8 protein-coding genes are annotated in these 12,217 nt (G+C 32.8%); 7 read left to right on the forward strand and 1 reads right to left on the reverse strand.

Annotated features, from left to right (window positions below; genetic code table 11):
- The first annotated feature begins 42 nt into the window (after positions 1-42).
- A complete protein-coding gene (locus tag NYQ10_RS13395; protein WP_289876828.1) occupies positions 43-765 on the forward strand; it encodes a hypothetical protein in 723 nt (240 codons plus the stop codon).
- 198 nt (positions 766-963) lie between these two features.
- Positions 964-1,911, forward strand: a complete 948-nt coding sequence (locus NYQ10_RS13400) for a bestrophin family protein (protein WP_354669339.1) — start codon at positions 964-966, stop codon at positions 1,909-1,911.
- 216 nt (positions 1,912-2,127) lie between these two features.
- Here the strand turns inward: NYQ10_RS13400 and NYQ10_RS13405 are convergent, their stop codons facing one another.
- A complete protein-coding gene (locus NYQ10_RS13405) occupies positions 2,128-3,549 on the reverse strand; it encodes a PLP-dependent aminotransferase family protein (RefSeq protein WP_289876831.1) in 1,422 nt (473 codons plus the stop codon).
- Between the two features lie 108 nt (positions 3,550-3,657).
- Here NYQ10_RS13405 and NYQ10_RS13410 point away from each other — a divergent pair, with 108 nt between their 5' ends.
- From NYQ10_RS13410 to NYQ10_RS13430, 5 genes are all read left to right on the forward strand, one after another.
- Complete coding sequence (locus NYQ10_RS13410; protein WP_289876832.1) at positions 3,658-4,572, forward strand: EamA family transporter; 915 nt, start codon at positions 3,658-3,660, stop codon at positions 4,570-4,572.
- Between the two features lie 303 nt (positions 4,573-4,875).
- The gene (locus NYQ10_RS13415) at positions 4,876-7,140 is read left to right on the forward strand and encodes an acyl-CoA dehydrogenase family protein (RefSeq protein WP_289876833.1); all 2,265 of its coding nucleotides are present in this window, start codon (positions 4,876-4,878) and stop codon (positions 7,138-7,140) included.
- A 240-nt stretch (positions 7,141-7,380) separates the two neighbouring features.
- A complete protein-coding gene (locus NYQ10_RS13420; protein WP_289876834.1) occupies positions 7,381-8,994 on the forward strand; it encodes a DUF6377 domain-containing protein in 1,614 nt (537 codons plus the stop codon).
- 205 nt (positions 8,995-9,199) lie between these two features.
- Positions 9,200-11,416 carry a glycoside hydrolase family 3 C-terminal domain-containing protein gene (locus NYQ10_RS13425; protein ID WP_289876835.1) on the forward strand — a complete coding sequence of 739 codons (2,217 nt, stop codon included), beginning with the start codon at positions 9,200-9,202 and terminating at the stop codon, positions 11,414-11,416.
- A gap of 138 nt (positions 11,417-11,554) precedes the next feature.
- Positions 11,555-12,202 carry a DUF1349 domain-containing protein gene (locus NYQ10_RS13430; protein ID WP_289876836.1) on the forward strand — a complete coding sequence of 216 codons (648 nt, stop codon included), beginning with the start codon at positions 11,555-11,557 and terminating at the stop codon, positions 12,200-12,202.
- Positions 12,203-12,217: the final 15 nt, after the last annotated feature.

The raw sequence follows: 12,217 nt of genomic DNA on the forward strand, positions 1-12,217 counted from the left end.
TCTGAGAGTTATTTTGTAAGTATAAACTAAAAGATTGTACTTATGAAAAATTTTCTAATACCTACGACTTTAAAAGACGATACAATTCTGGCTGTTAAATCTGCTGTGAATCAGTCTAAAAATACGGAATCGGAAATTATTTTAGTATTAGTTTCAGAAGCGCCAGATACTTTTTCTTCGTCTAGTTTTTTAAGAGAAATGAGGTCTGGGCTTACTAAGAGTCAAGAAGAGGTTCTAGAAACCTGTCGTTATATTATTGATCACACTCCAAATGTCAAACTAAAAGTTCATAATCAATACGGACTTTCAGCGCCAATTTTTAAACGTCTTATCGAAGCATTTGCTGTAAAATTGGTAATTCTAACTCATTCTTATAAACAAGAAACAAAGAAAATTCACCAATATTTAGTGCAATTGGCTGGAAACCAAAAATGTCCGATTCTTCATTTAAGCACAGAAATTAACAAAGACGTGTTTCATAAAGCGCTTTACGTAGAAAATTCAAGCCGAAACATTCATGTAAAAGATGTTCAGGAATTTTTAAGTGCTAATTTCTCTTTCGAAATTGTTAGCCAGACCGCCAGTTTTGAAGATAATTACGAAAGTGTTGCGCCATTTCTATCAGAAGCTATTTCTAAACACAATATTGATATGTTGGTAGAAACTCGAAAAGGCGAAAAAATCAAATTTAAAAAAGCTAAAAAAGAAAATGTCAATGAAAAGTTAGGGCTTCCTGTACTTTCATTGTATGAAGAGATGGTTTGAAGTTATTAGTCCTTAGTAATTAGAGAGTACTGATGATTCCTGTTTTAACTAGCATTAATTAATTGTATAGTAACCCCCATTTTACAAATACAAGAATAGTTAAAACTAGATTGTTATTATTTATAAAACCTAATAGCTAAGGACTAATTGCTAATAACTAGACAGTTGTAATATTAATTTAATTTAAATGCCGGAAATATGTTGTTAAAGAAAAGAATACCAATGAAGTACGTTCTCGGGAAAATTAAAGTAGAAATTGCATTAGTGTTGGCTTATACCGTACTATTTGAAATATTTCATCATTATTTCATCAATCTTCCTGTAGATATCCCGATTGCCATTCCAACCATGATTGGAACCATAATATCCTTACTATTAGCTTTTAAGTCTAATCAAGCCTATGATAGATGGTGGGAAGCAAGAATTGTTTGGGGAGCAGTTGTAAACGATTCTAGAACTTTAATTCGTCAGGTTTTAACGTTCTATGAAGATCCAGATTTTTCGGTTGAAGCTAGCGAATTCAAGGAAAATTTTGCAAAAAGACAAATTGCGTGGTGTTACAGTTTAGGTCAGTCACTTCGAAATAGAGACGCAATTGCTCCTCTCGAAGGTTTGATGAGCGAGGAAGAAATTAAATATATAAAAAATCATCAAAACGTTCCGAATGCGATTTTAATGCTGCACGCAAGAGATTTGCGAAATGCGAAAAATGAAAAGAGAATAAATGTCTATCAGCAAGTCGAAATTGATAATACTTTGTCAAGATTATGCGATGAAATGGGAAAATGTGAAAGAATTAAAAACACCATTTTTCCAACCACTTATAGCATGTACATCAGATTGACATTGTGTTTGTTTATTCTGCTTTTGCCTTTCGGATTGACAAGTGTATTAAGTTGGTTCGCGATTCCTTTGATTACCGCAATTGGTGGAGCTTTCTTTTTGATCGAGAGAATGGCGATACATTTGCAAGATCCATTCGAAAACCGGCCAACTGATACACCAGTTACAACGATTGCAAATACTATAGAAAGAAATATCAAACAAATGTTGAATGAATATCAAAGCGAATTTGATATTTTAAATGAATTTGAATTAAAAGACGAACCTAAGAAAGTCGAAAAAGGCGCTTATTTTGTCTTATAAATAAACATTTTGGTTATGTTTAATTGTTGGCTGGACAGTGAGTAGTTGCACTGTTCAGCTTTTTTTTATTATTTGAACACATAGAAACATAGTTTTTTGAATGTAAAAAAGGCGTTTCACTTATTTGAATGCACATAGCTATGTGTGAGAAACTAGTTTCTTTCTTTGTTCTTTTTCGAAAAAATGAAATCTATGTCTCTATGTGTTTAAAAGATTTTATAGTTGTTTCGCCAGTCTCCCTAATGTCTGAATAGCAATTCTCAATTCATTAGACCAAGGCAATCCAAAACTTAAGCGCATACAATTAGAAAATTGATTTTGAAAGGAGAAAATCCTTCCTGGAGCAATACTAATTTTGTGTTTTAGCGCCAAATTATAAAAAGCCGCTGTATCGATTTTTTTATCTAATTCTACCCAAAGAAAAAATCCGCCTTGAGGTTGGCTCACTTTTGTTCCAGCAGGAAAAGATTCTAAAACAGTATTGATATAATTAGTACAATTTCGATTTAAAATCTGACGTATTTTTCTAAGATGATTTTCATAACGACCATTTTTCAAGAAATCTCCAACGACTTCATGTGTAATTGTAGAATTAGAGATTGTGTGGTATAATTTAGTTCTTAAGACTTCCTTTTTAAATTTTCCTGGAGAAACCCAACCAACGCGATAACCAGGAGCTAAAGTTTTAGAAACTGAACTGCAACACAAAACAATACCGCTTTCGTCATAAGTTTTGCAATTTGTTGGTCGGCTTGTGCCAAAGTACAAATCGCCGTGAATATCATCTTCAATTAACGGAACATTATAGAAATCCATCAATCTAACAATTTCTTTTTTATGTTCATTTGGCAGCATACTTCCAGACGGATTACTGAAATTGCTCATCAAAACGCAAGCTTTTACTTTATTTGTAGAAAGTGTTTTTTTAACCGCTTCGAGTTCAATTCCAGTTGTCATGTTTGTTGGAAGTTCCATCACGTACAATCCCAAAGATCTGGCTAATTGTAAAATTCCAAAATAAACCGGACTTTCTGTAATAATAGTATCTCCAGGTTTTGTCAACGTTAATAAACAATCTGAAATTGCCGAAATACAGCCTGGAGTTGTAATAATATCATCTTCAGTAAGAGAGCCGCCCCAAGTAAAAGACCAACGTGCAATTTCTTTTCTTAAATTACTATTTCCTTCAATTTCCTCATAACTCGTTCCGCTATTAGGCAATTGACGCATGGCTTGAACCATTCCTTTATTTAGTTTCGCAATCGGAAGTAACTCATTTGACGGAAAACCAAGCGAGAGCATCGTAATATCTTTTTTGCGCATATCGCCATAAACTAGATCAACTAAGTCTTCACGATCAATATTTTCAAGAGTTAAAATTGGTGTGCTTGCCGAAGGTTCAGGAATTACGCGTGCAGAAATATTACTTACATAATATCCAGATTGCGGACGAGATTCGATCAAAGAACGGCTTTCAACTTCATAATATGCTTTGCTAACCGTGCTCATGCTGTAACCTGTTTCGGCACAAACTTCTCGTATAGAAGGCAATTTATCGCCTACATTTAAAAGTCCCGATTTAATCTGTTTCTCGATTCGGTCAGCAAATTGAAGGTATAAGTAATTAGAATTTTTCATGGAAATAAAAACTGTTATGCTACAATTTACAAAAACTGTATCTGTATTGCTGTTTTATTTTTTAGAAATTTGCTTCATTAAAAGAAAACAATTCAAAACAGCGTTTTTGTGAAAACAACAAAATACTATATAGCAGCAATCTCAGCCTTTGTAACTTGGGGACTTTTCAGCTTGGTTTTAAAGCCAATTCATGAATATCCTTCGTTGGATATTTTGTTTTTTCGAGTTTTTAGCTGTGGTATTTTGATGCTTTTAATTGCTTTTCTATTCAAAAGAAAACAAATAAAAGAAACCATTCAAATCTTTAAATCTCTATCAAAATCAGAAAGAAGAAAATCGATTCTTTTGAATATTGGCGGAAGCGCATTTTTGATGGCCAATTGGTTTACATTTATTTATGTAGTCAATCATGTTAGCGTAAAAGCGGCTTCTCTGGCTTATCTCGTTTGTCCAATTCTGACGACTTTATTGGCTTATTTTATTTTGCACGAAAAGCTTCTAAAAACACAATGGCTTTCTGTAGGTTTAAGTATTTCAGGATGTTTGCTTCTTTCATACAGCGATATTATGGATATGTTTTTTAGTATCATTATTGGTTTAACATATGCAGCATATTTAGTAAGCCAGCGCGCTAATAGAGGTTTTGATAAATTTATTGTATTGAGTTTTCATATTACTTTGGCTGCCTTAGTTTTATTACCTTTTTATCCGGTTTTTGGGGGACCGGTACCAACGGAATTCAAGTTTTATCTTTGTATTGAGACCATTGCAATTATTTTTACGATAATTCCGTTGTTTTTAAATTTATATGCACTTTCTGGAATCAATTCTTCTACAGTTGGAATGTTATTAAACATCAACCCGATGATTGCATTTGGATTGGCGGCTTTTGTTTTCAAAGAAAATATAACGCCTTTGCAGATTACAGCATACGGTATAATTTTTACCGCAGTGTTAGTTTTTAATTCGCATCATATTTTTGCTATAAAGCAAAAAATGACCTCAATATCCAAGGGTTCTTAATTATTAGTTTTCATATTTTTTATTGGTTTAAAATCGAAAATTATCAGAATCTTAACAGGATGTTTAAACAGGAATGAGTATTTTTCATTCCTGTTTTTTTATGCGATAAAGCGTAATAAAAATATCGCCAAAGATTAATTGGATTAAAAAGATTAAAAAAGCTTGCCGCGAATTACACGAATTTCCACGAATTTTTTTTTCAAAATCTAAAATTAAAATTTGTGGAAATTCATGTAATTTGTGGCTAAAAAAATCCTTTAAATCTGTGGCAAAAAGAACAACTATAAACCGAATACTATCTATATGAAAATATCAAAACTTCAAGCTTTTACGCCATTATTTTATTTAGTGTGGTCAGATGATTTATTGACACAAAAAGAATTTGCAACCTTAAAAGACTTTATAAATTCTTTAAGTGTTTTATCTCAAGAAGAAAAAGATTATTTGCTTTCTAAAGTTGATATTTCAAATCCGCCTTCGCGAAATGAACTCACACAATGGAAATCGGATATTGAAAAAAGTATTCAAGATACCTCTTCTATAAAATCGATTTTTGATATTACAAAAGCACTTTCAGGCAATGATTTAGATTTGTCACCAATAGAATCAGACTTTAAAAAACTAGAAAATGATTTAGGAATTTTAGGCGAAGAAGCGCTTCAAAATTTCAAAACAAAAACGGGTTCTTTTACCGCAAATTCTCATACAAACGCGAGTTTTGACATTCAGAAAATCACAAAAATTTTAGACGGAAAAGAAGCCGCAATAATTGAAAAAGTAAAATCAGTTATTTCAAGACCTGAATTTGCTTATGAAACTTCTACAGACATTAATGTTTTCAGAGAAACGGTTTATAAATGGTGTAAAATCTTAGCCGATGAAAATCTTGGAAGTATGGCTTATCCGAAGGAATACGGAGGTGGAGGAAATGTAGAAGATTATTTTGCAATTATGGAAACGCTGAGTTACCACGATTTAAGTTTGGTGATAAAATTCGGTGTTCAGTTTGGACTTTGGGGAATGAGCGTTCAATCTTTAGGAACAGAGAAAAATTATGCTAAATATTTGAAAGACATTGGTTCGCTTAAACTTCCAGGCTGTTTTGCGATGACCGAAACTCATCACGGATCTAATGTAAAAGGTTTAGAAACTACAGCAACTTATAATCATTCAGATCAAACTTTTACGATTCATACACCAAATAAAAACGCTCAGAAAGAATATATCGGAAACGCAGCAGTTCACGGACAAATGGCAACTGTTTTTGCAAAACTGATTATCGACGGACATGATTACGGCGTTAATGCTTTTGTTGTTCCGTTACGTGATGCGAGTGGAAATGTTGCAAAAGGAGTAACCATTGGCGATTGCGGACATAAAATGGGATTAAACGGCGTAGATAACGGAACAATCAGCTTTGATAATGTCGTAATTCCGAAAGATGAAATGTTGGATCGTTTTGCTTCTGTAAATGAAAAAGGAGAATTCGAAAGTCCGATTCCGAGTGATAACAGAAGATTTTTTACTATGTTAGGAACTTTGGTAGGAGGAAGAATCGGAATTCCGCGTTCGGCTTTAGCGGCGGCAAAATCGGGATTAACAATTGCCATTCGCTACAGCGATCAAAGAAGACAATTTGGACCAGAAGGCGGATCTGAAGTTCCGATTTTGAATTATAGAATGCATCAGCGTCGATTATTACCTCATTTAGCCAAAACTTATGCAGTACATTTTGCACTTCAATATCTAACAAACAGATTTTTGAATAGAACAGAAAGCGAAATGCAGGAAATCGAAGCTTTGGCAGCTGGAATGAAATCGTATTCTACATGGAGTACAAGAGATATTCTGCAAGAATGCCGAGAAGCTTGCGGAGGAAAAGGTTATTTGTCTGAAAATAGGATAGATGCTCTTAAAAATGATACTGAAATTTATACCACTTTTGAAGGAGATAATACGGTTTTAATGCAATTAGTTGCTAAAAATCGTTTGTCAGAATTCAGAAAATCATTTGGTGAAATGGGTTCTTTAGGAATCATTAATTATGTTTACGAAAATGCCAAAACAGCTATTACGGAGAAAAATCCAATTGCAACTCGCAGGACAGATGATGAACATTTATTGGATAGCGAATTTCATCTTCAAGCTTTTGTTCATAGAGAAAAAACAATTTTGGCTTCGGCAGCAAGACGTATTAAAAAATTGGTCGATGGCGGTTTAGAAGCCTATGATGCCTTTAATGTCGTTCAGCATCAAATGATTGATGTGGCTCAGGCATATTTGGAAAGAGTTGTTTTAGAACAATTTCAAACTGCAATAAAAGAAGTTGAAGATTTGCAATCTAAAGCCATATTGACAAAATTAAATCAATTATACTCGCTTTCTCAAATAGAAAAAAACAAAGCTTGGTATTTAGAAGACGGATATATGGAAGCCGTAAAAACGAAAGCAGTCCGTAAAATAGTAAATCAGCTTTGTTGGGACATTCGTCCAGACGCTGTAGCTTTGGTAAATGCATTTGATATTCCAGAAAGCTGTTTAGCTGCACCAATTGCAGTAAATCTTTAATTTTGAAATAAAACTATAATAGATGATTTCAGTTTAATAAATTTAAACTGAAATCGTTTTGTTTATAACTGGATAGTGTTTGTGATTTTTTTATTTATAGCAAAATCTAAACGCAACCCATTTTTAGTACATTTTAACCACATTTAAATAATTCGTTTTTTATATTTTCGCTTTGCTATATTTGTAATTCCTTTATATTAAATCGTCTTGAAAAATTATTACTCGTTTCTAATTCTTATTTTGATAAACTTTCCAGTTTTTGCATTGGATAATACAGATGTTATTTTAAAAGAATTAAATGAAGCGATTAAAAATAAACAACATTATGTAAAGATTAAAGAAGAGCGAATTTTCAACTTCAAAAAAATAAAATCAGAGAATTTGACAAAAGAACAAGAGTATAATTACAACAAAACATTATACCTTGAATATCAAAAGTTAAATACTGATTCTGCCATTCAGTATGTAAAAAAGAATTTAAGAATTGCAGAACAGCTTCAAAACAAAGAACTTTTAAATTTAGCACAGTTACAATTAGTTACGCTTTATTCTTCGTCAGGAAAATATCGAGAATCTGAAGCCATTTTAAAAAGCATCAATAAAAAGCATCTGCCAGTTTCGTTGCTTCCAAATTATTACATTTCATATCGAGAGTTTTTTGAACATTACGCAGCCAATAGTGATAATCGACAGTATAGAATACAGATTGGAAAATATCGTGATTCATTACTAGGAGTTCTAAATCCGAATACTTTAGATTATCAAATAAATAGAATTCAGCAGAATATTTTCATTCATAAAAAATATAAAGAACCAGAAAAGCAATTACTTTCTTTATTAAGCAAAACCAAAGAAGAAAGTCCGAACTACGCAATGATCACTTATTTGCTTGGTAAAATTGCTGAAGCGACACATCAATTAGAATCAAGAAAAAAATATTACGCGCTTTCGGCAACTTCTGATATTAAAAATGCCAATAAAGACAATGCTTCATTGCAAGAATTAGCTTTGGTTTTTTATGAAATTGGAGATGTAGATATGGCGTATAAATTGACGCAATCTGCTATTGAAGATGCGCTTTACTGCAATGTTCAATTTCGAACTTTATTAATGTCAGAAGTTTATTCGATTATTAATACCGTTTATCAAGAACGTGAGGCAGAGCGTAAAAGCGAATTGCAAATTTATCTGCTTTGTATCAGTCTTTTATCTTTATTCTTGTTAGTAGCCATTATTTATGTTTACAAACAAATGAAAAAAGTTTCGAGAATTCGAACAGAATTATATGAAACTAGTCAGAAACTGGCAGAATTGAACAAAGATATAACCGAAACCAATAGTCAGCTTCAAGAAAGTAATTTGCAATTGTCTGAATCTAATTTAGTTAAAGAAGAATATATTGCGCATTTTTTCAACCTTTGTTCGACTTATATTAATAAGTTAGAAAACTACCGCATCATCTTAAATAAAAAAGCGACTGCAAAACAGTTTGACGAAATTTACAAAATTCTAAAATCAACCACTTTGGTTGATAATGAGTTGGAAGAATTGTACAAGAATTTTGATATTATCTTTTTGAATTTGTATCCAACATTCGTTAAAGATTTTAATGCTTTATTAATTCCAGAAGAGCAAATTGTGCTTAAACAAAACGAATTATTAAATACTGAACTTCGAATTTTTGCTCTAATCAGATTAGGAATTACAGATAGTGTTAAGATAGCTGCATTTTTGCGTTACTCTTTAAGCACAATTTACAACTATCGAACAAGAGCTCGTAATAAGGCTGCAGTTTCGCGAAATGACTTCGAAGAAATGGTTATGAAAATCGGTATAATGTCTTTGAAATCATAAATATTTATTTTAAATCTACTACTTTTTTTGCTAGTTTTTTTATTTTAAACATTTGTAAATCAATATTTTATTTTTTTAAACCACTACTTTTTTCTATCTAAAAATGTAACTTGTACGATAACGTTTTAGTTTTACAATATGATAGAAAAAGTTTTATAATAATACTTTATACTATTATCTAACTAATGCTTTAATAATTACTGTTATGTTAAAAAACGTTAAAACAATTGTTGTTTTACTTTTACTATGTTCTTTTGGGATGAATGCCCAAGACAAAGTTCCAGTTTATCTAGACGATAAAAAACCAATGAATGAGCGTGTAGAAGATGCGCTTAAGCGAATGACAACCGAAGAGAAAATCGCCATGATTCATGCGCAATCTAAATTTAGTTCTCCGGGTGTAAAACGTCTTGGAATTCCAGAAAATTGGATGACCGACGGACCACACGGAATTCGTACAGAGGTAAAATGGGACGAATGGGATCAAGCAGGATGGACAAACGATTCTTGTATCGCTTTTCCGGCGCTTACAGCACTTTCATCAACTTGGAACAAAGAATTAGCTTCTTTATATGGTAAATCTATTGGAGAAGAAGCGCGTTTCCGTAACAAAAACGTATTATTAGGACCTGGTGTAAACATTTACAGAAGCCCACTAAACGGTCGTAACTTTGAATATATGGGAGAAGATCCGTTTTTAGCTTCTAAAATGGTTGTTCCTTATATAAAAGGAGTTCAGTTAAACGGAGTCGCAGCTTGCGTTAAACACTTCGCTTTAAATAATCAAGAAACCAATCGTAATTCAGTTAACGTAATCGTTGACGACCGTGCGTTGTACGAAATTTATCTTCCAGCTTTTAAAGCAGCAGTTCAAGAAGGTGACGTTTGGGCAATTATGGGCGCTTACAACAAATATAAAGGACAACAATGTTGCCACAACGAATATTTATTAAACGATATTCTTCGCGGAGAATGGGGCTTTAAAGGTGTTGTAGTTTCAGATTGGGGTGGAGTTAATGATACTAAACAAGCTATTCACAATGGATTGGATATGGAATTTGGTTCATGGACAAACGGACTTTCTTGGGGAACAAGTAATGCGTATGACAACTATTATTTAGCAAAACCATATTCTGAAATGATCAGAAAAGGAGAAATCGGAACAAAAGAACTAGACGAAAAAGTACGTCGCATTTTACGTTTGTCTTTCTTAACTACAATGGATAGAAATCGTCCTTTTGGATCTTTCGGAACAGAAGAACACGCTTTGGCGGGTCGTAAAATTGCTGAAGAAGGAATTGTTTTATTGCAAAACAACAATAATATTCTTCCAATCAATCTTTCTAAAACTAAAAAGATTGCTGTAATTGGAGAAAATGCTATCAAAATGATGACAGTTGGGGGAGGAAGTTCTTCACTTAAAGCAAGATACGAAATCACTCCGCTTGAAGGTTTAAAGAAAAGAATCGGAAATCAAGCTGAAATTGTGTACGCAAGAGGTTACGTTGGAGATCCAACAAGTAATTATAATGGTGTAGTTGCTAAAGTTAGTTTAGAAGAAAAACGCCCTCAAGCGGAATTAACGTCAGAAGCTTTAAAAATTGCTAAAGATGCAGATATTGTTCTTTTTATCGGAGGTTTAAACAAGAGTGAAAACCAAGATGATGAAGGACACGATCGTAAACATTTAGAACTACCTTATGGTCAGGATAAATTAATTAGCGAATTGGCTAAAGTGAATAAAAATATAGTTTTTGTAAATATTTCTGGAAATGCTGTAGCAATGCCTTGGATTAAAGAAGTTCCAGGAGTTGTTCAAGGCTGGTTTTTAGGAACTGAAGCAGGAAATGCTTTAGCAAATGTTTTGGTTGGAGATGTTAATCCGTCTGGAAAATTATCTTTCACTTTCCCAGTAAAATTAGCTGATAACGGCGCGCATGCTTTAGGAGAATTTCCTGGTGGGGATGAAGTAAAATACAATGAAGGAATTTTTGTTGGATACCGTTGGGTTGATAAAAATAAAATTAAACCATTGTTCCCATTTGGACACGGTTTAAGCTACACAACTTTTGCTTACGGAAAAGTTACGGCTGACAAAAAACAGATTAACGCTGGAGATAAAATTACATTCTCAGTTAATGTGAAAAATACTGGAAGTAGAGAAGGATCAGAAGTAGTGCAATTGTACATTACAGATTCTAAATCTTCATTGCCTCGTCCGATAAAAGAATTGAAAGGTTTTGAGAAAGTAGCTCTTAAAGCTGGAGAAGAAAAAACAGTAACGTTTACAATTGATAAAACGGCTTTAAGTTTCTTCGACGATAAAAAACATGACTGGGTTGCAGAACCTGGTGATTTCGAAGCAATTATTGGTGCTTCATCAACAGATATAAAATCTAAAGTGGGATTCTCACTTAAATAAGTTTTTATTTCTAAAAATTGGTTGGTTTGTAAAGCTGCAAGTGTCAAAATTTGCAGCTTTGCTTTTGTCTTAAAAAAGTTAGAGATTAAAAGTAAAAGGTTAGAAGTTTTACTTTTGAAAAATTAAGAATCAAATAAAATGAAACGAATATTATTTTTTACAGTTGGACTTGTTTTGTGTCAAAACATTTCTGCACAGACTCTTAGTAAAATGCAATGGTTTAATGAACCAGAAAAATGGGAAATTAAAAACAATGCTTTGATTATGAATGTAACCGCAAATAGCGATTATTGGAGAATTTCTCATTACGGATTTACTGTGGATGACGCACCTTTTTACTACGCAAATTATGGGGGCGAATTTGAAGCTAAAGTTAAGTTGACAGGAAATTACATTGCCAGATTTGATCAGATGGGTTTAATGATTCGCATTGACGAAAAAAACTACATCAAAACAGGTGTTGAGTTTGTTGACGGAAAATTCAATGTCAGTACTGTTGTTACACACGATAAAAGCGATTGGAGTGTAACAACTCTAGATAAAGTACCGCCTTTCATCTGGATTAAAGCCGTTAGAAGATTAGATGCCGTTGAGATATTCTATTCTCTTGATGATAAAAATTATATCATGACCAGAATTGCTCCTTTACAGGACAATACACCAGTTATGGTCGGATTAATGGCGGCTTCGCCAGACGGAAAAGGATTTGAGGCAAAATTTGAAAACTTCTCTGTTAAACATCTTCCAGACCAAAGAAGAGCAGAATGGCTTAAAAACCATCAATAATTGTTAATTGTAAAT

Origin of the sequence: Flavobacterium johnsoniae (assembly GCF_030388325.1) — a bacterium.
Lineage (GTDB): Bacteria > Bacteroidota > Bacteroidia > Flavobacteriales > Flavobacteriaceae > Flavobacterium > Flavobacterium johnsoniae_C.